At 52.6% G+C, this 21,666-nt stretch carries 17 protein-coding genes, 1 rRNA gene, 4 pseudogenes and 2 riboswitches; of the genes and pseudogenes, 20 read left to right on the forward strand and 2 right to left on the reverse strand.

Annotation, left to right across the window (positions count from 1 at the left end):
* Positions 1 to 55 precede the first annotated feature (55 nt).
* The 4 genes and pseudogenes from guaA to GC56T3_RS18225 all read left to right on the forward strand — a co-directional run bounded on the left by guaA (position 56) and on the right by GC56T3_RS18225 (position 5,255).
* The gene (gene guaA, locus GC56T3_RS01740; RefSeq protein ID WP_013144120.1) at positions 56 to 1,588 is read left to right on the forward strand and encodes a glutamine-hydrolyzing GMP synthase; all 1,533 of its coding nucleotides are present in this window, start codon (positions 56 to 58) and stop codon (positions 1,586 to 1,588) included.
* An 88-nt stretch (positions 1,589 to 1,676) separates the two neighbouring features.
* A riboswitch (purine riboswitch) is annotated at positions 1,677 to 1,778 on the forward strand.
* Between the two features lie 100 nt (positions 1,779 to 1,878).
* Positions 1,879 to 3,204 (forward strand): NCS2 family permease, encoded by a 1,326-nt coding sequence (locus tag GC56T3_RS01745; RefSeq protein WP_013144121.1) that lies wholly within the window; start codon positions 1,879 to 1,881, stop codon positions 3,202 to 3,204.
* A 76-nt stretch (positions 3,205 to 3,280) separates the two neighbouring features.
* Positions 3,281 to 3,664 (forward strand): annotated as a pseudogene (locus tag GC56T3_RS01750) (GNAT family N-acetyltransferase); the annotation flags it as partial.
* 228 nt (positions 3,665 to 3,892) lie between these two features.
* A pseudogene (locus tag GC56T3_RS18225) lies at positions 3,893 to 5,255 on the forward strand (ISLre2 family transposase).
* A gap of 301 nt (positions 5,256 to 5,556) precedes the next feature.
* Here the strand turns inward: GC56T3_RS18225 and GC56T3_RS01765 are convergent.
* Complete coding sequence (locus tag GC56T3_RS01765; RefSeq protein ID WP_041468649.1) at positions 5,557 to 6,027, reverse strand: YjdJ family protein; 471 nt, start codon at positions 6,025 to 6,027, stop codon at positions 5,557 to 5,559.
* A 127-nt stretch (positions 6,028 to 6,154) separates the two neighbouring features.
* On the opposite strand from GC56T3_RS01765, the pseudogene GC56T3_RS19110 reads away from it, so the two are divergent.
* From GC56T3_RS19110 to rrf, 5 genes and pseudogenes are all read left to right on the forward strand, one after another.
* A pseudogene (locus tag GC56T3_RS19110) lies at positions 6,155 to 6,295 on the forward strand (IS4 family transposase); the annotation flags it as partial.
* Between the two features lie 145 nt (positions 6,296 to 6,440).
* A complete protein-coding gene (locus tag GC56T3_RS01770; RefSeq protein ID WP_013144123.1) occupies positions 6,441 to 7,004 on the forward strand; it encodes a hypothetical protein in 564 nt (187 codons plus the stop codon).
* A 318-nt stretch (positions 7,005 to 7,322) separates the two neighbouring features.
* A pseudogene (locus GC56T3_RS19120) lies at positions 7,323 to 7,854 on the forward strand (transposase); the annotation flags it as partial.
* A 254-nt stretch (positions 7,855 to 8,108) separates the two neighbouring features.
* Positions 8,109 to 8,384, forward strand: coding sequence for a transposase (locus GC56T3_RS01780; RefSeq protein ID WP_255347861.1), 276 nt, complete (start codon positions 8,109 to 8,111; stop codon positions 8,382 to 8,384).
* Between the two features lie 541 nt (positions 8,385 to 8,925).
* Positions 8,926 to 9,042 (forward strand): 5S ribosomal RNA (rrf, locus tag GC56T3_RS01785).
* 254 nt (positions 9,043 to 9,296) lie between these two features.
* Here the strand turns inward: rrf and GC56T3_RS01790 are convergent.
* Positions 9,297 to 9,740 (reverse strand): Hsp20/alpha crystallin family protein, encoded by a 444-nt coding sequence (locus GC56T3_RS01790; protein WP_013144124.1) that lies wholly within the window; start codon positions 9,738 to 9,740, stop codon positions 9,297 to 9,299.
* 149 nt (positions 9,741 to 9,889) lie between these two features.
* Positions 9,890 to 9,991: riboswitch (purine riboswitch) on the forward strand.
* A gap of 110 nt (positions 9,992 to 10,101) precedes the next feature.
* Between GC56T3_RS01790 and purE the strand changes: the two genes are divergently transcribed.
* The 11 genes from purE to purH all read left to right on the forward strand — a co-directional run bounded on the left by purE (position 10,102) and on the right by purH (position 21,646).
* Positions 10,102 to 10,590, forward strand: coding sequence for a 5-(carboxyamino)imidazole ribonucleotide mutase (gene purE / locus GC56T3_RS01795; protein ID WP_013144125.1), 489 nt, complete (start codon positions 10,102 to 10,104; stop codon positions 10,588 to 10,590).
* Entirely contained in the window at positions 10,583 to 11,731 is a 1,149-nt protein-coding gene (gene purK, locus GC56T3_RS01800; protein ID WP_013144126.1) for a 5-(carboxyamino)imidazole ribonucleotide synthase, read from the forward strand. The genes purE and purK overlap by 8 nt, the downstream gene beginning before the upstream one ends.
* Complete coding sequence (gene purB / locus GC56T3_RS01805) at positions 11,728 to 13,023, forward strand: adenylosuccinate lyase (RefSeq protein WP_013144127.1); 1,296 nt, start codon at positions 11,728 to 11,730, stop codon at positions 13,021 to 13,023. Before purK ends, purB begins: the two co-directional genes overlap by 4 nt.
* A 60-nt stretch (positions 13,024 to 13,083) precedes the next feature.
* The gene (gene purC, locus GC56T3_RS01810; protein ID WP_014194762.1) at positions 13,084 to 13,827 is read left to right on the forward strand and encodes a phosphoribosylaminoimidazolesuccinocarboxamide synthase; all 744 of its coding nucleotides are present in this window, start codon (positions 13,084 to 13,086) and stop codon (positions 13,825 to 13,827) included.
* Positions 13,815 to 14,069 carry a phosphoribosylformylglycinamidine synthase subunit PurS gene (gene purS, locus GC56T3_RS01815; protein WP_013144128.1) on the forward strand — a complete coding sequence of 85 codons (255 nt, stop codon included), beginning with the start codon at positions 13,815 to 13,817 and terminating at the stop codon, positions 14,067 to 14,069. The genes purC and purS overlap by 13 nt, the downstream gene beginning before the upstream one ends.
* Positions 14,066 to 14,752: a phosphoribosylformylglycinamidine synthase subunit PurQ gene (gene purQ / locus GC56T3_RS01820; RefSeq protein WP_013144129.1), complete on the forward strand. Its 687-nt coding sequence runs from the start codon at positions 14,066 to 14,068 to the stop codon at positions 14,750 to 14,752. Before purS ends, purQ begins: the two co-directional genes overlap by 4 nt.
* Entirely contained in the window at positions 14,736 to 16,964 is a 2,229-nt protein-coding gene (gene purL / locus GC56T3_RS01825; protein WP_013144130.1) for a phosphoribosylformylglycinamidine synthase subunit PurL, read from the forward strand. Before purQ ends, purL begins: the two co-directional genes overlap by 17 nt.
* A complete protein-coding gene (gene purF / locus GC56T3_RS01830) occupies positions 16,940 to 18,352 on the forward strand; it encodes an amidophosphoribosyltransferase (protein ID WP_013144131.1) in 1,413 nt (470 codons plus the stop codon). Before purL ends, purF begins: the two co-directional genes overlap by 25 nt.
* A gap of 123 nt (positions 18,353 to 18,475) precedes the next feature.
* Positions 18,476 to 19,516, forward strand: coding sequence for a phosphoribosylformylglycinamidine cyclo-ligase (gene purM, locus GC56T3_RS01835; RefSeq protein ID WP_013144132.1), 1,041 nt, complete (start codon positions 18,476 to 18,478; stop codon positions 19,514 to 19,516).
* On the forward strand, positions 19,513 to 20,145 hold the full coding sequence (gene purN / locus GC56T3_RS01840; RefSeq protein WP_013144133.1) for a phosphoribosylglycinamide formyltransferase: 633 nt from the start codon (positions 19,513 to 19,515) through the stop codon (positions 20,143 to 20,145). The genes purM and purN overlap by 4 nt, the downstream gene beginning before the upstream one ends.
* Entirely contained in the window at positions 20,108 to 21,646 is a 1,539-nt protein-coding gene (purH, locus tag GC56T3_RS01845) for a bifunctional phosphoribosylaminoimidazolecarboxamide formyltransferase/IMP cyclohydrolase (protein ID WP_013144134.1), read from the forward strand. Before purN ends, purH begins: the two co-directional genes overlap by 38 nt.
* Positions 21,647 to 21,666: the final 20 nt, after the last annotated feature.

The following is a 21,666-nucleotide window of genomic DNA, read 5'->3' on the forward strand; positions in this document are numbered from 1 at the left end:
CCTTCATCCATGTTTTGGGCAATGGCAGCGTTATTTTTTTGACGGGGTGGAAAACATGAACCAAGAAATGATCGTCGTCTTGGACTTTGGCAGTCAATATAACCAGCTGATTACCCGCCGCATCCGAGAGTTTGGCGTCTACAGCGAACTGCATCCGCACACGATCCGTGCTGAGGAAATTCGTGCGCTGAACGCCAAAGGAATCATTTTCTCGGGCGGTCCAAACAGCGTGTATGATGAACAAGCGTTTACATGCGACCCAGCGATTTTTGAGCTGGGGCTGCCGATTTTAGGGATTTGCTACGGGATGCAGCTAATGGCGCACCATTTAGGAGGTAAGGTGGAAAAAGCGACGCACCGTGAATACGGCAAAGCGCTCATCCAAGTGAAAAACGATTCTTTGCTTTTTCATGGTTTGCCGGACGAGCAAGTCGTTTGGATGAGCCACGGCGATTTGGTGACCGCTCCGCCGGCTGGTTTCGCTGTCGATGCGACGAGCCCTTCGTGCCCGATTGCTGCGATGAGTGACGAACGGCGAAAATGGTATGGAGTGCAATTCCATCCAGAAGTGCGCCACTCGGTATACGGCAATGATCTATTGAAGAAATTTGTCTTTGAGGTATGCGGCTGCCGGGGCGACTGGACGATGGAAAACTTTATTGATGAGCAGGTGCGCCGCATCCGTGAACAAGTGGGCGGAAAAAAAGTGCTGTGCGCCTTAAGCGGCGGAGTCGATTCGTCGGTTGCTGCCGTTTTGGTGCACCGCGCCATTGGCGATCAACTTACTTGTATTTTCGTCGACCATGGCCTTTTGCGCAAAGGTGAAGCCGAAAGCGTCATGAAGACGTTCCGTGAGCAGTTCCAAATGAATGTCATTAAAGTTGATGCGAAAGACCGCTTTTTGGCGAAACTCAAAGGGGTTACGGACCCGGAACAAAAGCGGAAAATCATCGGCAACGAGTTTATTTACGTATTTGACGACGAGGCGGCCAAGTTTGAAGGCATTGAATTTTTAGTGCAAGGCACGCTCTATACCGACATTATCGAAAGCGGCACGGCGACGGCGCAAACGATCAAATCGCATCATAATGTCGGCGGTTTGCCGGAAGATATGAAATTCGAACTGATCGAACCGCTCAATACGCTGTTTAAAGACGAAGTGCGTGCACTCGGCACGCAACTAGGAATCCCAGACGAAATCGTCTGGCGGCAGCCGTTCCCGGGGCCAGGGCTTGGCATCCGTGTTCTTGGAGAAGTGACGGAAGAAAAATTGGAAATCGTTCGCGAATCAGACGCCATTTTGCGCGAAGAAGTGAAAAAAGCTGGGTTGGACCGCGAAATTTGGCAATACTTTACCGTCCTTCCCGACATTCGCAGCGTTGGGGTGATGGGGGATGCCCGCACGTACGATTATACGGTCGCCATCCGCGCGGTGACCTCGATCGACGGGATGACCGCCGATTGGGCGCGCATCCCGTGGGATGTGCTCGAGCGGATTTCAACGCGCATCGTCAATGAGGTGCCGCATGTCAACCGCGTCGTCTACGATATTACAAGCAAGCCTCCGGCAACGATCGAGTGGGAATAAAAACGAACAAAAGACGAACATTTACAAATAAATGTTCGTCTTTTTTCTTGACAGGTCATCTTCAGGCTGATACAATAGCCGTGGAATCATGAATATTGTTGAATTCCGTCGTATAATCCCGGGAATATGGCTCGGGAGTTTCTACCAAGCTACCGTAAATAGCTTGACTACGAGGGATGCGGGATAGGAGAGTGCTTGTTTGTCCTCTCTCTGTTCGTCATTCCTTCCTAGTCAACGCTTCTGGTAGCTGCTAGAAGCGTTTTTTATTTTATGTATAGGAGGGGGCAGACGTGAGAAAGTACTTCCAGTTTGATGAGCTCGGCACGAACTATCGAACGGAGATGATCGCCGGGCTGACGACGTTTTTGTCGATGGCGTACATTTTGTTCGTCAACCCATTTACCTTGTCGTTAGGGGCTGTGAAAGATTTTCCTGATGAACTGCGCATTGACCAAGGCGCCGTGTTTGTCGCCACGGCTTTGGCAGCGGCGTACGGATCGATTTTGATGGGAGTGTTGGCCCGCTATCCAATCGCCTTGGCGCCTGGGATGGGGCTGAATGCCTTTTTCGCCTTCACCGTCGTGCTGCATATGGGCATTCCGTGGCAAACAGCGCTGGCAGGAGTGTTTGTTTCCGGCGTCATTTTTACGATTTTATCGCTCACCGGCATTCGGGAAAAAATTATCGATGCCATCCCGGTTGAACTGAAATATGCAGTCAGCGCCGGAATTGGCCTGTTCATCACGTTCATCGGCTTGCAAAACGCTGGAATTATTGTCGATAACAAAGCAACGCTCGTCGGATTAAGTTCGTTGAAAGACGGCAATACACTGTTGGCCATTTTTGGATTGTTCATTACTGTTGTTTTGATGGTAAGAAAAGTAAACGGCGGCGTCTTTTACGGCATGGTCATTACCGCGATTGTCGGCATGATTTTCGGTTTGATCAAAGTGCCGCATCAAATTGTCGGCGCTATTCCGGATATTTCGCCAACATTCGGTGTAGCGATCAAGCATTTGCCGGACATTTTCTCGTGGAAAATGCTCGGTGTTGTCTTAACGTTCTTTATTGTCGACTTTTTCGATGCGACCGGGACGCTCTTGGCTGTCGCCAACCAAGCCGGGTTGTTGAAAAACAATAAACTGCCGCGCGCCGGCAAAGCGCTGCTTGTCGATGCGACAGCGGTGATGGTTGGGGCGGTGTTCGGCACATCGACAACGACGTCGTACATCGAATCGTCAGCCGGCGTCGCCGCTGGAGGGCGCTCAGGGTTTTCCGCGGTCGTGACGGGGATTTTGTTCTTGCTGGCATTGTTCTTCTCGCCGCTGTTAAGCGTCATTACCGCACCGGTCACCGCGCCAGCGCTCATCATCGTCGGGGTATTAATGGCCTCGTCGATCGGCGAAATTGACTGGAAGAAGTTCGAAGTCGCTGTACCGGCATTCTTCACGCTCATCACGATGCCGCTTTCCTACAGCATCGCCACTGGGATTGCCGTTGGCTTCATCTTCTACCCGATCACGATGATTTTAAAAGGCCGCGGCAAAGACGTGCATCCGCTGTTGTATGTGCTGTTTGTCGTCTTTATTTGTTACTTCGTCTTTTTACGGGAATAGTAACGGAGACGCAAGACTGTTCCAAAAGGCAGTTTGGATAGCCTTTCGGAGCAGTCTTTTTTGTATGTCCTAAAAGGTCGGTCAAGGATTGCAGAAATTTGCTGCTGGCAATGGTTTTGAGGCAGGGATTTGGCATCGTGGCCAATTGGCCGTTGTCATTGGAATTCATTATATTGATCGAGTAAATCGAAAAACGAGCATTGGCTACTGGCTTGGCGAATCGTTTCAAGGAATGGGATTGATGACGAAAGCATGCAAGGCGTGCATTGACTATTTGTTGGTTGAACAGGGGATGAATCGTGTCGAAATCCGCTGTGCGGTAGAAAATCAACGGAGCAGAGCGATTCCTGAACGGCTGGGATTTACGAATGAAGGGACGATTCGAGATGCGGAGTGGCTTTACGATCATTTTGTTGACCATGTTGTGTACGGGATGTTAGCAAGAGAGTGGAAGAGATAAGAACAAAGCGGTTTTGATTTGAAAGAAAAAATCTTGAAGTGTGAGTAAAATATTTGTGGGTGGCATTCCGGAATGATTCCCCGACGAGGGTTGCGAACTTTTGTTCGCGACGCTCGTCGGGGCCACCAAGCGAAGCGCGGTAGAACAAGCAAATGTCATGCAAAAAGGACTCTCTCCCTGCTATGATGGTGATTGGCAAACCAACCGAAAACAGGAGGGAGAGAGTCCATGAAACATCTTACCACAGAATGGCCTTTATTAAAAGAGCTGGAGGAGCAATTAGTCAGAACTCTTCAAAAGGTGTTCGCTGTCTTGTTGGCGGCCCTTTTGGAGGAGATCGATCAACAACTGGCGGAAGCGCGGGACAAGCGCCGGTATCAGCTGAAAGACAAACGGCCGACTACGATCCAAACGCTGTTTGGGGAAGTGACGTTCCGACGGAACTACTACTATGACCGGCAAACGGGGAACTATACCTTCTTGCTGGATGCCGAACTGGGCTTTGATGGAGCCCAATCGATCAGCCCTTGCCTCGAGGAAACGGCGGTCGAGTTGGCCGTGGAGTGCTCTTCCTACCGCAAAGCAGCTCGCACACTCGAGTCAATCGTGGGGTATGCGGTCCTCAGCCACGAGGCGATTCGCCAGTTGGTGCTCGAGGCCCCTGTCTCGCTGCACCGCCCTGTTTCCAAACGGCATGGCCGAGTGTTGTTTGTGGAGGCGGAAGGACTCTGTTTCCCGCCAGGGGAAAGGAAAACGGGCGAAAGAAGAGAAAATCCTGGCGGTTCACGAGGGATGGAGACGAAACGGGTCGCAGCTCGAGCTCGTGAACCGGCGCCACTACCTCCATGAAGGGACGGGGGACGTGTGGGAACGGTTTGAGGAGTGGCTGATGAAGGAATATGCCTATGATCCGTGCCGGGACTTGTTGATCATCAACGGCGACGCGGCGGCGTGGATCACGGCCTGCCGGGAGTATTTTGGGAAGCGGGCGTGCTTTCAGCTGGATCGATTTCATGTGGCGCGGGAGCTGCGTCAGTGTCTGTCCGGCCATCCGCGTTGGCGGGAAGTGCGGAAGAAGCTGGCGAAACAAGACGAAGAAGGGCTTCTCGTGGAGCTGAACAGCGCCATCGGCACGTTGGAGGACGAAGCGAAAGAGAAGCAGATGGCTGCCATGATCCGCCGGATCGAGTCGATGCCGGGATGCATCCGGGACTACCGGGAGTGGCTGTCGGAGCAAGGGGTGGAGCCGACCGGCATGCGTCCGATGGGCCACGCCGAGAGCGTGATGAGCCGATTTGCGCATCGGGTGAAATCCCGCCGCAGCTGGAAAGACCAAGGGCTTCGAGCGTTTCTAAAAGCGATGGTGGCCCGAATCGACGGGATCCGGTGGAGAAAGGGACCGTTGGAGGAGGAAGAGCCCCGGAGGGCAGCCTCGTCCTCGACAAAGTCCAAGCGGATTGAACAGGCCAAACGGAAGGCAGGACGGTTGTGGGCGGATGTGGTGCGTCAGAATCTACCGTGTCTGCAACAGTCATCTGGGACGCCGATCCATCAAGCGTTGTCGGCGCTCCGGGATGGTGGTTGGGTGTAAAAAAATGGAATATCGTATCATCGCCTCAAGATGAGGGATGAGAGCCTGAAAGCGCTTACGATATTAATTCCTGAAAATGGTTCGCTAACTAGTGATTGACAACGCCCGTAGTGAACCGAAAAAATGTTCTCCACAAAGTCTTGGCTGACTCTCGATGCATATTGTTTTTGAATCTTCGCTCGATCTGTAGTAAAATGAAAGTGCTCTTACATGGTGATCTCTCCTTTCAAATGTTGGGTGACACTTTCATTCTAGTAGGGGGTTCACCAGCAATGGCTATTTTATGCTTGTTTGAGTTTATCTAGCGCCGCGGGTTGTGATTTAATACTTGGAAATAAGTTGTTATAGCTGTTGCAGTACACAAAGAGCCACTCACTAACCAAATATAAAAAAAGATTTTTCCACCTGTTGTGGTAGAATCCATAAAAAAGCAACCAAGCAGGAATAAGCCTCCTCCTAAAATGAATAGAAAACAAGCAAATTTCTTATTCTGTGGTTTTAAGAAATAGTATCCAATAAGAATTAATAAGTATAAACTGCTTATTGCCATGATAATCGGAAAAAAGGGGTGAAATTTAGCGGAGTATACAAAGTAGTCAAGTTGTGAAATATGACTTTTACTATGTACTTGACCATACATCATTTGGGAAAACGGTGTTGAATGCTTCCATTCCCAAGGATTATCTAATATTGCACTGCCTTCATACCAAGCAGCTAGAGTAGAAAATAAAAGTAAAATAGCGGCTAATCCAAATTGAATAATAATCCACAAAACAACAATACCTCCCTTAATGTATATCAAGCTAGGCGTGTTGATTATCCAATAAAATCCAAAAGACAGAAGAGTGCCTTTGCTGTAGAAGATGAGTAACGATTCAAACAAACCCGGGCGGTGCTCTATAAACAAGCATAGCACACCTCCAAGTTTGATGCAAAAACTTGTTTCTGATGAAGAAATTCAACGGATAGCTGAAGTGGTTAGGGATCGTGATTTGGTCCGAAACTTTGCGTTGCGCAAGTTGATTCATTTGTTCTTGTTGGTTACGCATTAATGGTTTTGCCTATCCTCCTGTAGGAAATTGCATTGCTTGTCAAGCATATGTTCCTGGTGAAGAGTCAATTTTTAAATAAATGCTAATGTTGTGGAGATAAATGTTCAAAGATGAATGAAAGGATGAGAAAAATATGAGAATGATGAAAAAGATTCATCATATTATAATTACATTGGCGACTATTCTTTTGTTTATATTCGAATCAAACGCCGTAAATGCTCAAGTAAATGATCAAGCAATTAACCGAGATAAAGCTCCAAGAGTTGAAATTTATGATGAAAATAATAATCTTATCAAAACGATTAATCTTGAAGAGAAATCCATCGAAACAGATGACCCTAAAACAAAATCTATTATAGCAGAACAAACAGTAACTGCTCAGAGCATTAAAAAATACTCCTTTGGCAATACCACCTTTTCAAATTACGTTTGGATTAATGGTGGATACTATTTTTATAATCCTGGGATTTTTGAATTTGAACTAATTAATAGACCTGAGGCAGTTGCAGTAGAAGTTTATAAACTAGGTCAAGTATATACTGGTAAAGTTGTATGGAGAGATGTGGCTGGCTGGGCTGCACTTGATTGGAGAGACACTACACTGGTAAAGCATCCCGGTAGTTATGCATTTAGATTTAAAAATGACGGTTCTGGTACAGTACAAATTAAACATGGTAATTTAAAATATAATTATTAACCCGTGGTGCTATAGACATGCTTTTTCCGCACATACGCCATCCGTTTTTGTCATTCTTCCGCCGTCAGACGGCGGAAAACCAACCGTGGAACGTACAAGCGTTCATGTCCGATGTACACATGTTCCATGTTTTTGACGATGCACAAAGATCAAAATTCGTAACTTGATGGGTATGGGTGTGGACCTCTTGCTTCACTGGGATTTCGCGCCCGGACGCGAGCTGTTTCTCACGGAAGAACAGTAGAAAGAGATCAAGCGGCTCGTGCTCACCAAGACTCCCGCCGAACTGGGGTGGGATGTGGCTTCGGCGTGGAACACCAAACCCCAAACGAAGCCCATCATAAGGCGACCTGCCGGCTGCGTTCCCATCCGTCCTACGGAAAATAATTGCGCCAGTTGAAGGACGGAACCCTTCGCATCGACAAGCAGGCGGTTCGTGACGCGGAAAAGTACGACGGCAAATATCTCATCCGGACATCTGACGACACCTTGTCTGCCGAAGATGTCGCCATCGGGTATAAGCAGCTGGTGGATATTGAGCAGGCCTTCCGAACATTGAAGTCTACATTGGAATTGTGACCTATGTATCATCGCTTGGAAGACCGCATTCGGGCGCATGTGCTGCTCAGTTGGCTGGCGCTCTTACTGGTTCGGATCGTAGAGATCCGAACTCATGAATCATGGCCAAAAGTAAGAGACGAATGTGAGCGTCTCATGCTTGGACATTTTTCTTCAAAAAAACGGAGACCTTTATCAACGAACCGAACTGACGGCCAAACAAGCGCAACTCTTTGCGGCTCTAGGGCTGGAGCCTCCTCCGAAGATCCTAGGCATCCATCCTCGCGCCTAGATACACGCCCAAAGTGTGCCCAAATGTCTCTCGTCCCTTTTGCATCAAGGGGCGAGAGGCATTTTGTTTGCCTAGTGACTGTCGGACTCGGGTCAAAGGGCGGCATCCCAACCGGATCATGGCGCTTATTCTAGAGGGCCGGTGAAAAACGACCGATTTCGCCGAACCCGTTGCTTTCGGCTGAAAGAGAAGCGTTGATTTTACAGGACTTCTCAATTTGAGAAGAGATTCCGTTTTCCGCGACTTTTCACTAAATCACCAGCCTTCTAGACAATGCCCGGATTCATCACGCTCGAATGGTGAAGGAGTTTTTGCGGGAAGAAGGACCATGTTTTCATTTCTTGTATCTCCCGCCCTACTCGCCGCAGCTCAACCCGATCGAGCGTTTGTGGAAATGGCTGAAGGATACGGTGTTCGCCAACGCCTTTCACAAAGACCGTCATGAGATCCTACAAGCGGTTCAACGATTTGTTCATTCCATTCAGGAACGCCCGGAAGACGTGTTGCGACGCTTGGGGTGTGTTGCGTAATCGAGAAGTTAACTTTTCAAGGTGCATTTATATAGCTATTATAGCTATTTACAATATAACCGAAAAAAGTGCTCCGCAAACTCTTGACTGACTCAAAAGTAAAAATGTGTTGACAAAAAAAGGTGATATATTGTAAGAGTCACTTTCGAGGAGGTAAGTTCCTCGAACGAAGAAAGGATAGCTCGTTCCTTGAAAACTGAACGAAACGAAGCGCAATAGAAAGGCTGAGGCGCCGCAATTTCGCCTAAAGGCAGTCCGCGTCCTGCGGGCGACGGCGAAATATCGCCATCCTGGCGATCTCGAAGCCAAATGTTCTTCACCCGCAGGGGTGCTTGCACCCCGAGGGGGAAGGTTATTTGGCAGAAGAGAGCTAGGCGCTGGAACTGGACAAAGAAAAACGCAGGCGAGCCGGAGCTGGACAACGAAAAGCGGAAGCGCCGCGGCTTCTTCCGACGGTTATCTAGTTTTGAAGGAATGAATTTCCTTCTTGACATTGTTTGTTTTTCAAGTATAATAAATGATGTCAAAATCCAACCGCTTGCCTAGTGGCTATGGCGGAGGGGAAACACCCGTTCCCATCCCGAACACGGAAGTTAAGCCCTCCAGCGCCGATGGTAGTTGGGGCCAGCGCCCCTGCAAGAGTAGGTCGCTGCTAGGCAGGCAAAAAAATGAGGGAGCTGAATGGTTCTCTCATTATTTTTGCCTAATGGGAAATGAGTCATTTTGAATGACGCCATTTTCAATCCTCTCCCCCAAAATGTAAAGCGTGATCATCGTTTCCTAGACCCCCTTTTTCATAAAAGCGATAGGAAACGGAAACTCGCGTAAGGGTGTCCTGTACGGCATGGACACCCTCTTTTTTTATTTTTTTCGGAAAGGCAGGTATCTCCTTTTTTGGACTCGTGGGGGAGATTATTCGCTTTTTTTGATGACAATTTTCTTTTTCGGCTCGTCAGGGATGAGTCGATGCAGGTGGATGAACAACAGGCCGTTATGGTATGTTGCTTCGATGCGGTCCTCTTTGACGGCGAACGGCAGTGGGATTGTTTTTTGGAATTGGCCTTGGAAAAGGCCTTCTTCTACTAGCTCAAACCCTTTGAAGTTTAGATTAATGGTTGCCTTCACTTCCAACGTTTTGTATGATACATACACTTCTGCATCTTCGATTTTTTCGAGCCCCGGGAGGCTGATGACAACGAGCAGCTCGTTGTCTTTTTTGTAAATGTTCATACCGGATGATGGCTTGTTCGATGACGGCAGCAACGGCTGGATGCTTCCCCAAAAATCATTTTGAAAAAATTGCTGCCAATGTTTTGTCCAATCGGAAAACGGCGTAAACGGATTTTCTTTGGCCATCGTGTCTCTCCTCCTCCGCTCATTCATCATATGCCGCCTTCTTCGTTTGGTGATTCAAAAAACACGAACATTTGCTTTGATGAAATACTAAATGTTCGATTTTTTCCTTGACACGCCGAAAAAAAACCTGCTACTATAAAGGTAACTTCATAGTGTATGAGAAGATCCCTCATATAATTTTGGGAATATGGCCCAAAAGTTTCTACCCAATCACCGTAAATGATTGGACTATGAGGGAAAGGATCGGTTTTGGCTTTTTTTCGATCAGCAACTGTCAAAGCCCGGAACGATGCTTTCCCTCGTTTACGGATGGGAACGCATGTTCTGGGTTTTGTTGTGCTAGCAAAAGGAGTGAAACGGTATGAGCCCGCTCGTTGGGGTGATCATGGGAAGCCATTCGGATTGGGAAACGATGAAACATGCTTGCGCCATTTTGGAGGAATTGGGTGTTCCGTTTGAGAAAAAAGTCGTATCGGCGCACCGGACGCCGGATGAGATGTTTCGGTATGCGGAGACAGCCGAGGAGCGCGGCATCCGCGTGATCATTGCCGGCGCTGGCGGGGCGGCTCATTTGCCGGGGATGATCGCGGCGAAAACGACGCTGCCGGTGATTGGGGTGCCCGTGCAGTCAAAAGCATTGAATGGACTTGATTCGTTATTGTCGATTGTGCAAATGCCAGGCGGGGTGCCGGTGGCGACGGTGGCGATCGGCAAGGCGGGGGCGACCAACGCCGGACTGCTCGCCGCATCGATTCTTGGACTGCTTGAGCCACGCTATATGGAGGCGCTCAAAGCGCGGCGGGAAGCGATTCGCAAACAAATCGTAGAAAGCAGTGATCAATTTGACTAAGCAACGGATCGTTCCTGGGCAGACGATCGGCATCATCGGCGGGGGGCAGCTCGGGCGGATGATGGCTTTGGCGGCGCGCGAGATGGGTTTTCGCATTGCCGTGCTCGACCCAACGCCTGACTCCCCGTGCGGGCAAGTGGCCGATGTGGAGATTACGGCGCCTTATCATGATTTGGACGCCATCGCTGAACTGGCCTGCGTGAGCGATGTCATTACGTACGAATTTGAAAATATCGATGCGCGAGCGCTTGAGTGGCTGGAGGCAAACGCCTATGTCCCGCAAGGAAGCCGACTGCTTGCGGTGACGCAAGACCGGGCGCTGGAGAAAGCGGCGATCGTTGATGCCAGCTTGCCGGTGGCGCCCTATGTCGAAGTGAATGGAGCGGAGGAACTTGAACAGGCCGTTCAGACGATCGGTTTCCCGTGCGTCTTGAAAACGCGGCGCGGCGGCTACGACGGCAAAGGGCAATATGTGCTGCGCGGCGAAGGCGATCTAGCCAAAGCGGCTGATTTGCTTGGGCTTGGCCCATGCATTTTGGAAGGCTGGGTGCCGTTTGTGAAGGAAATGTCGGTCATTGTCGCCCGCAACCTCGATGGTGAGACAGCTGTTTTTCCAGTGGCGGAAAATATTCATATCGAGAACATTTTGCATCAAACGATCGTTCCGGCCCGAATTCCGGAAAGCGTGCAAGAGCGGGCCATTCGCTACGCGGAAGTGTTGGCCGCATCGTTTTCGCTCGTTGGGACGCTGGCGGTGGAAATGTTTTTGACTGCGGACGGGGATATTTATATTAATGAGCTGGCCCCTAGACCGCACAACTCCGGACATTATACAATCAATGCATGCGCGACGTCGCAGTTTGCCCAGCACATCCGCGCTGTTTGCAACTGGCCGCTCGGATCGACCGAATTGTTGAAGCCGGCGGTGATGGTCAATATTTTAGGCGAGCACGTCGAGCCGGTCATTCGGCATATCGGTGCGTTCGACGGGGGGACCTACGTCCATCTGTACGGCAAACACGAAGCGAAGCCGAAGCGGAAAATGGGGCATGTGACGGTGCTGGCAGACGATGTCGAGGCGGCGTTGGCGCGAATCGAATCGTGGCAAATTTGGCATGATCGGAGGCTGGAACGAGGATGATTGAACGTTACACAAGACCGGAAATGGGAGCGATTTGGACCGAGGAAAACCGCTTTAAGGCATGGCTTGAGGTGGAACTGCTCGCGTGCGAGGCGTGGGCCGAGCTTGGCGTCATCCCAAAAGAAGATGTCCGCCGCCTGCGTGAAAACGCGTCGTTTGACGTCAACCGCATTAAGGAAATCGAAGAAGAAACGCGCCACGATGTCGTCGCCTTCACCCGCGCCGTTTCTGAGACGCTTGGGGAAGAACGAAAATGGGTGCATTATGGTCTCACGTCGACCGATGTCGTCGATACGGCGCTCGGCTACTTGTTAAAGCAGGCGAACGCGATTTTGCGGCGTGATTTGGAAAACTTCATTCAAGTGCTGAAAGAGAAAGCGCGCGAACATAAATACACGGTCATGATGGGGCGCACGCACGGCGTTCATGCCGAACCGACGACGTTCGGGCTGAAGCTGGCGCTTTGGTATGCCGAGATGGTACGGAATTTGGAGCGGTTTGAACAAGCTGCCAAGATGGTGGAAGTAGGGAAAATTTCCGGCGCAGTCGGCACGTACGCCAACGTGGATCCGTTTGTGGAGCAGTATGTTTGTGAAAAACTCGGCTTGACGCCGGCGCCGATTTCGACGCAGACGCTGCAGCGCGACCGCCACGCTTACTATATGGCGACATTGGCCTTAATTGCGACATCGATTGAAAAATTTGCCGTCGAGATTCGCGGCTTGCAAAAAAGCGAAGTCCGCGAAGTCGAAGAGTTTTTTGCCAAAGGACAAAAAGGCTCATCAGCGATGCCGCATAAGCGCAATCCGATCGGTTCGGAAAACATGACCGGCATGGCGCGCGTCATTCGCGGCTATATGGTGACAGCGTACGAAAACGTGCCGCTTTGGCATGAACGCGACATTTCCCATTCGTCGGCCGAGCGCATCATTTTGCCGGATGCGACGATTGCGTTGAATTATATGTTGAACCGATTCGCGAATATCGTGAAACATTTGCTTGTGTACCCGGAAAACATGAAAAAAAATATGGAGCGCACGTTCGGGCTCATTTATTCACAGCGAGTCTTGCTTGCCTTGATCGACAAGGGGATGACGCGCGAGGAGGCGTACGATTTGGTGCAGCCGAAAGCGATGGAAGCGTGGGAGAGACAAGTGCCGTTCCGCTCGCTTCTTGAAGCGGATGAGCGGATCATGAGCCGGCTGACGAAAGAGGAACTCGATGATTGTTTTGATTATCGTCATCATTTGAAACATGTCGATACGATTTTTGCCCGCTTAGGGTTGGAGTGAGCGGCTGCCGGCTGGTCGAAGCCGGCCGGCTATACAAAAGATTTTCAATCTTCTGGACAAATGGAGGCGTTGATCGTGCCGACGAAACAACAGCTGTTATATGAAGGGAAAGCGAAAAAAATTTACGCGACTGACGAGCCAGATGTGCTTTGGGTCGAGTACAAAGACAGCGCAACGGCGTTTAACGGCGAAAAAAAGGCGACGATCGCCGGCAAAGGGCGGCTCAATAACGAGATTTCCAGCTTGTTGTTTTTGAAGCTGCGCGAAGCAGGCATTGCCAATCATTTTATTGAAAAGCTGTCGCCAACGGAACAATTGGTCCGGCGCGTGACGATCATCCCGCTTGAAGTCGTTGTCCGCAATGTGGTAGCGGGAAGTTTAGCCAAGCGGATCGGTCTAGAGGAAGGGACGCCGCTTGAGGCGCCGCTTGTTGAGTTTTATTACAAAAACGACGACCTTGGCGACCCGTTGTTGTTGGAAGATCATATCTTCATTTTAAAACTCGCCAGCCGCGAGGAAGTCGCCGCGCTGAAGCAGGCCGCGCTTGCGGTGAATGACGTGCTGCGCCTCCATTTTGCCGAGCGGAACGTGCGGTTGATTGATTTTAAGCTTGAGTTCGGCCGTACAGCAGACGGAGCCATCCTCTTGGCGGATGAGATTTCACCGGACACGTGCCGGTTATGGGACGCAAAGACGAACGAAAAGCTCGACAAAGACGTGTTCCGCCGCGACTTGGGCAGTTTGACGGACGCATACGAAGTCATTTTACAACGGTTAGGGGGAGAATCGGCATGTACAAAGTAAAAGTGTATGTCACGTTGCGAGAGAGTGTGTTGGATCCGCAAGGGACCGCTGTAAAAGGGGCGCTGCACAGCTTATCGTATACGGAAGTGAAAGATGTACGAATCGGGAAGTTTATGGAGCTCGTGATTGAAGAGAGCGGCCGCGACATCAACGAGCTCGTTCGCGAGATGTGTGAAAAACTGCTTGCCAACCCGGTGATTGAAGACTACCGCTATGAAATCGAGGAGGCCGTCGCCCGATGAAGTTTGCCGTCGTTGTGTTTCCGGGATCGAATTGCGATGTCGATATGTATCATGCGATCGCCGATGAACTTGGTGAAGAGGTCGAATACGTTTGGCATGACGAGGACGATCTAGACCGTTTTGACGCCATTTTGCTTCCAGGCGGGTTTTCGTACGGCGATTACTTGCGTTCCGGAGCCATTGCCCGTTTCTCCAAGGTGATGGCTGCCGTAAAAAAAGCCGCCGAAGCGGGAAAACCGGTGCTTGGGGTGTGCAACGGGTTTCAAATTTTGCTCGAAGCCGGCTTGCTTCCTGGGGCGATGCGCCGCAATCAAGGGTTGAAATTCATCTGCCGGCCGGTCCAGCTGACGGTGGAAAATCATGAAACGATGTTTACGTCTGCCTACGAAAAAGGCGAAGTCATTACAATTCCAATCGCCCATGGTGAAGGGAATTATTATTGCGATGAACAGACGCTCGAGCGCCTTGTCGAGAACCGGCAAATCGTGTTCCGTTACCATGGAGAAAATCCGAACGGCAGCTTGGCGGATATTGCCGGCATCGTCAATGAACGGGGCAATGTGCTCGGCATGATGCCGCATCCGGAGCGGGCGGTCGACGCCTTGCTCGGCAGCGCGGACGGATTGAAACTATTCCGATCGATCGTCAACTATTGGAGGGAGACGCATGTCGTTACTGCTTGAGCCGAGCGCGGCGATGATCAAAGAACAAAAGTTGTACCGTGAGATGGGGTTAACAGATGAAGAGTTTGCGCGCATTGAAGCGATTTTGGGGAGACTGCCGAACTACACGGAAACCGGCATTTTTGCCGTCATGTGGTCGGAGCATTGCAGCTACAAAAACTCGAAGCCGGTGCTGAAAAAATTCCCGACTGATGGTCCGCACGTGCTGCAAGGGCCGGGTGAGGGTGCGGGCATTGTCGATATTGGCGACGGGCTGGCGGTGGCGTTTAAAATCGAAAGCCATAATCACCCGTCAGCGATCGAGCCGTACCAAGGAGCGGCGACCGGGGTCGGCGGCATCATCCGCGACGTCTTTTCAATGGGAGCGCGGCCGATTGCGCTGCTGAACTCGCTTCGATTTGGCGAATTGACGTCGCCGCGCGTCAAATATTTGTTCGAGCAGGTCGTTGCCGGCATTGCCGGGTACGGCAACTGCGTCGGCATCCCGACCGTCGGCGGCGAGGTGCAGTTCGACCCGGCGTATGAAGGCAACCCATTGGTCAACGCCATGTGCGTCGGGATCATCCGCCATGAGGACGTTCAGCGCGGCGTGGCGACCGGGGTCGGCAACACGGTCATGTACGTCGGGGCGAAAACGGGCCGCGACGGCATCCACGGGGCGACGTTTGCTTCGGAAGAGTTGAGCGAACAGTCGGAAGCAAAGCGTCCGGCCGTGCAAGTCGGCGACCCGTTTATGGAAAAACTGCTGCTTGAGGCGTGTCTTGAAGCAGTCAAGTCCGATGCGTTAGTCGGCATTCAAGATATGGGGGCGGCAGGACTCACGAGTTCATCCGCCGAGATGGCAAGCAAAGGCGGATTTGGCATTGAAATGAATTTGGATCTCGTCCCGCAGCGTGAGGCAGGCATGACGCCGTACGAAATGATGCTGTCCGAATCGCAGGAACGGATGTTGCTTGTCGTCAAGCAAGGTTGTGAAGACGAAATCGCCGCGATTTTTGCCAAATACGGCCTCGAGGCCAAAGCGATCGGAAAAGTAACCGATGACAAAATGCTTCGTCTGTTTTTCCGCGGCGAGGTGGCGGCGGAAATTCCAGTGGACGCCTTGGCGAAAGATGCGCCGGTGTATCATAAACCGTCTGCGGAGCCGGCTTATTACCGCGAGTTTCAAGCGATGCCGCCGTATATTCCGCACATCGAAGACTACAATCAAACATTGCTCGGGCTGCTCGCCCAGCCGACGATTGCGAGCAAAGAATGGGTGTACGACCAGTACGACTATATGGTGCGGACGAATACGGTCGTCGCCCCGGGATCGGACGCGGCGGTCGTGCGCATCCGCGGCACGAACAAGGCGCTCGCGCTGACGACGGATTGCAACTCGCGCTACTTGTATTTGGATCCAGAAACGGGCGGGAAAATCGCCGTCGCCGAGGCGGCGCGCAATGTCGTCTGCTCCGGAGCGAAGCCGCTCGCCATTACGGACTGCCTCAACTTTGGCAGCCCGGAAAAGCCGGAGATTTTCTGGCAGCTCGAAAAAGCGGTCGACGGGATGAGCGAAGCGTGCCGGGCGCTCGGGACGCCGGTGGTGAGCGGCAACGTCTCGCTGTACAATGAAACGAACGGCGAGGCCGTGTACCCAACCCCGGTCGTTGGCATGGTCGGTCTCATTGATGATCTTTCCCATATTACGACTCAGTCGTTTAAGCAAGCGGGCGACCTCATTTACGTGATCGGCGAGGCGAAGCCGGAGTTTGGCGGCAGCGAGTTGCAAAAATGGCTGGAAGGCCGCATTTTTGGAAAAGCACCGGAGATTGACTTAGAGGTGGAAGCAAGCCGCCAGCGCCAGCTGCTTGCGGCGATCCGCGCGGGGGTGGTGGCGTCAGCGCATGATATTGCCGAAGGAGGATTAGCCGTTGCGCTTGCTGAGTGTGTCATGGGTGCCTCGGGGCTTGGCGCCAAGGTGACGATCGGCGGTGACCTCGTCAGTGAACTGTTCAGCGAAACGCAATCACGCTTTGTTGTCTCGGTGAAAAAAGAGCAAAAAGAGGCGTTTGAGCAACTGGTTGAAGCGAAACAAATCGGCGAAGTGACAGACGACGGCGCATTCGTGGTGAACGGGGAGCACGGTGAGACGCTCATTCACCTTTCCGTTGCCAAGATGCGAAACGTCTGGAAAGGGGCTATTCCATGCTTGCTGAAATCAAAGGATTGAACGAGGAGTGCGGCATTTTCGGCATTTGGGGGCATGAAGACGCCGCCCGGCTCACATACTACGGGCTTCACAGCCTGCAGCACCGTGGGCAGGAAGGGGCCGGCATCGTTGTCGCGCATAACGGGAGCTTATCCGGTCATAAAGGGCTGGGGCTGGTGACCGATGTGTTTCAAAGCGGTACGCTCGATGCGCTCAAAGGGGCGGCGGCCATCGGTCATGTCCGCTATTCGACGGCGGGCGGGGGCGGCTATGAAAACGTTCAGCCGCTCTTGTTCCGCTCGCAAACCGGCGCGATGGCGTTGGCCCATAACGGCAACTTGACAAACGCCATCGAGTTGAAGCTCGCGCTTGAAGGGCAAGGAAGCATTTTTCAGACGACATCGGATACGGAAGTGTTCGCCCATCTCATCCGCCGCAGCCAAGCGCCGACGTTTGTCGAGCAAATGAAAGAGGCGCTCAGTCAGATCGAAGGGGCGTTTGCGTTTTTGCTGCTGACGGAAAAGGCGCTCTATGCGGCGCTTGATCCGCACGGGTTTCGGCCGCTGTCGCTCGGCCGGCTCGGCTCGGCGTATGTCGTGGCGTCGGAAACGTGCGCGTTTGATGTCATCGGCGTCGCCTATGAGCGGGAAGTGTCGCCAGGGGAATTGCTCATCATCAGCCATGAAGGGGTGCGTTCGGAACGGTTTGCTCCTAGGCAGCCGCGGTCGATTTGCAGCATGGAGTACATTTATTTCGCTCGTCCGGACAGCCATGTCGACGGCATCAATGTCCATACGGCCCGAAAAAACTTAGGGAAGCGGCTGGCTTTGGAAGCGCCGGCAGAGGCCGACATCGTCACCGGCGTGCCGGACTCAAGCATCTCTGTTGCCATCGGCTACGCTGAGGCGAGCGGCATTCCATACGAATTGGGGTTGATTAAAAACCGATATGTCGGGCGGACGTTCATCCAGCCGTCGCAGGCGTTGCGCGAGCAAGGAGTGAAAATGAAGCTGTCGCCGGTGCGCGGGGTTGTGGCCGGCAAACGGGTTGTGATGGTGGATGATTCGATCGTGCGCGGGACGACGAGCCGGCGCATCGTCTCGATGCTCCGCGAAGCGGGAGCGGTCGAAGTGCACGTGCGCATCAGCGCGCCGCCGATCACCCATCCTTGCTTTTACGGCATTGATACGTCGTCAAAGGAAGAATTGATCGCGGCGAATCGCACTGTTGAAGAGATTCGGCGCTTGATTGGCGCTGATTCCCTCGCCTTTATCAGCCAGGAAGGGATGCTTGAGGCCATCGGGCGTCCGGACGTCTCGCCGCAGCGCGGGCAATGTTTGGCGTGTTTCACTGGCCAATATCCGACCCGCCTCGGTCAAGCGGCGCGGCCATGTCTGACGATGAAATGATGGAGGAAGTATAACCGGTGCAGCTGACGAGTGTGGTGGCGCGTTTCCGCGAGAGAAACGCTGCGCAACAAGAGCGTCGCCTGGCGTCCTGAGCGTGATGGGCGGCGAAAAGGAGGAGTTGACGTGGCAAAGGCATACAAACAAGCAGGGGTCGACATCGAGGCTGGTTATCAGGCCGTCGCCCTCATGAAAGAGCACGTGCAAAAAACGATGCGTCCCGAAGTGCTGGGCGGGATCGGCGGGTTTGGCGGCTTGTTTGATCTATCCGCGCTTGGTTACCGCCAGCCGGTGCTTGTCTCCGGCACGGACGGTGTCGGAACGAAGTTGAAACTAGCGTTTTTGCTTGACCGGCATGATACGATCGGCATCGACTGTGTCGCTATGTGTGTCAACGATATTATTGTCCAAGGGGCGGAGCCGCTCTTTTTCCTCGACTATATCGCTTGCGGCAAGGCGGTGCCGGAGAAAATCGCCGCCATCGTCAAAGGGGTGGCCGACGGCTGCGTGGAGGCCGGCTGCGCCTTGATCGGCGGGGAGACCGCGGAAATGCCAGGAATGTATGATGAAGATGAGTATGATTTGGCTGGGTTTGCGGTCGGCATTGCGGAAAAAGACCGATTGGTGACCGGGCAAACGATTCAAGCAGGCGATGTGCTGATCGGCCTGCCTTCAAGCGGTCTTCACAGCAACGGCTATTCGCTTGTGCGCCGCATCGTGTTTGAACAAGCGAAATTGTCGCTTGATGAGATTTACGAGCCGCTTGATGTTCCGCTCGGCGAGGAGTTATTGAAGCCGACGCGCATTTATGCGAAACTGTTGCGCTCTGTGCGCGAGCGGTTTACGATCAAAGGGATGGCGCATATTACCGGCGGCGGGTTGATCGAAAACATTCCGCGCATGCTGCCGCCAGGAATCGGCGCGCGCATTCAGCTCGGTTCATGGCCAGTTTTGCCAATTTTTTACTTTTTGCGTGAAAAGGGCAGCCTTGAGGAAGAAGAGATGTTTTCCGTCTTTAATATGGGCATCGGCCTTGTGCTCGCTGTCAGTCCGGAAACGGCGGCGCCTCTTGTTGAGTGGCTTTCGGAACGAGGCGAACCGGCGTACATCATCGGCGAAGTGGCCGAAGGAGCGGGCGTGTCGTTTGCTGGAGGGGGCCGGGCATGAAGCGGCTGGCGGTGTTCGCTTCAGGAAGCGGCACGAATTTTCAAGCGATCGTCGACGCGGCCAAGCGCGGCGAGGTGCCCGCGGAAGTAGCGCTTTTGGTCTGCGACCGCCCAGGTGCGAAAGTCATTGAACGAGCGGCGCGCGAAAACGTGCCGGCGTTTGTGTTTTCTCCAAAAGACTACCCGTCCAAAGCGGCGTTTGAGAGCGAGATTTTGCGTGAGCTAAAGGAACGCCAAATCGACTGGATTGCGTTGGCCGGCTATATGCGCTTGATCGGGCCGACTTTGCTTTCCGCCTATGAAGGGAAAATCGTCAACATTCATCCGTCGCTGCTGCCGGCGTTTCCGGGCAAGGATGCGATCGGCCAAGCGTATCGGGCTGGCGTTTTGGAAACAGGGGTCACCGTTCATTACGTTGATGAAGGGATGGACACCGGGCCGGTCATCGCCCAGCGTGCGGTCCCGATCGTGCCCGGTGAGCCGATCGAGGCGCTTGAAGCGCGCATCCATCAAGTCGAACACGAGCTGTACCCGACGGTGTTGCGCATGCTGCTAGGGGAAAAGGAACAACAGGAAGAAAGGATCGAGAACGATGGCAGTGAAACGAGCATTGATCAGCGTGTCCAATAAGGAAGGCATCATTCCGTTTGCGAAGCAGCTGGCTGAACTTGGCATTGGTATCATTTCGACCGGTGGGACGAAACGAGCGCTTGAAGACGCCGGCGTTCCCGTCATTTCGATTTCCGATGTCACCGGCTTTCCGGAAATTTTGGACGGGCGCGTCAAAACATTGCATCCGGCCATTCACGGCGGCATTTTGGCGGTGCGCAGCGATGAGCGCCACCAAGCAGCGCTCGCAGAGCATGGCATTCGCCCGATCGATTTGGTCGTCGTCAACTTGTATCCGTTCCAACAAACGATCGCCAAACCGGATGTGACGCTCGCGGAGGCGATTGAAAACATCGATATCGGCGGCCCGACGATGGTGCGTGCGGCGGCGAAAAACTATGCTGATGTCGCGATTGTCGTCGATCCAGCCGACTATCCGATAGTGATTGAAGAACTGAAAATGACCGGTTCGATCCAAGCAAAAACGCGGCAACAACTGGCGGCGAAAGCGTTCCGCCATACGGCGGCGTATGACGCGATGATTGCGGAGTATTTGACAAACCTCACCGGAGAGAACTATCCGGAAACGCTCACGGTCACGTATACGAAAAAACAATCATTGCGCTATGGCGAGAATCCGCATCAATCGGCAGCGTTTTATGCCAAGCCGCTCGGTGCGGCGTTCTCGATTGCCAACGCGGCACAGCTGCATGGCAAAGAGTTGTCGTACAACAACATTAACGACGCCAATGCGGCGATCAACCTCATTCGCGAATTTCAAGAGCCGGCTGTGGCCGCCATCAAACATATGAACCCGTGCGCCGTCGGCGTCGGCGCGACGCTTCTTGAGGCGTTTACGAAAGCGTACGAAGCGGACCGGGTGTCGATTTTCGGCGGCATTATTGCGGTCAACCGTGAAGTGGACAAAGAAACAGCCGAACGGATGCACGACATCTTTTTGGAAATCGTCATCGCTCCGTCATTCAGCGACGAGGCGTTTGCCATTTTGACGAAAAAGAAAAACATCCGTCTGTTGACGCTTGATTTTACCGCGCCGGACGTCAAGGAAAAAATGCTCGTTTCCGTCAATGGCGGCTTGCTCGTCCAAGAGGCCGATACGTTCACGCTCGAAGACGCTGAATGGAACGTCGTTACGAAGCGCGAGCCGACCGAGGCTGAGCGCGAACAGCTTCGGTTTGCTTGGAAGGTTGTCAAACATGTGAAATCGAATGCGATTGTACTGGCCAAAAACGGGATGACGGTCGGCGTTGGCGCCGGGCAAATGAACCGGGTCGGCGCGGCCAAAATTGCGATTGAACAAGCCGGGGAACAGGCGGTTGGCGCCGTGTTGGCGTCCGATGCGTTCTTCCCGATGGACGATACGGTCGAGGCGGCGGCGAAAGCCGGCATTACCGCTATCATTCAGCCGGGCGGCTCGATTCGCGACGCGGATTCGATCCGCAAAGCGGATGAATACGGCATCGCCATGGTCTTCACCGGCGTGCGCCACTTTAAACATTAAGCGTGGCAAAGGAGAGGGAG

The organism is Geobacillus sp. C56-T3 (assembly GCF_000092445.1).
Classification (GTDB): domain Bacteria; phylum Bacillota; class Bacilli; order Bacillales; family Anoxybacillaceae; genus Geobacillus; species Geobacillus thermoleovorans.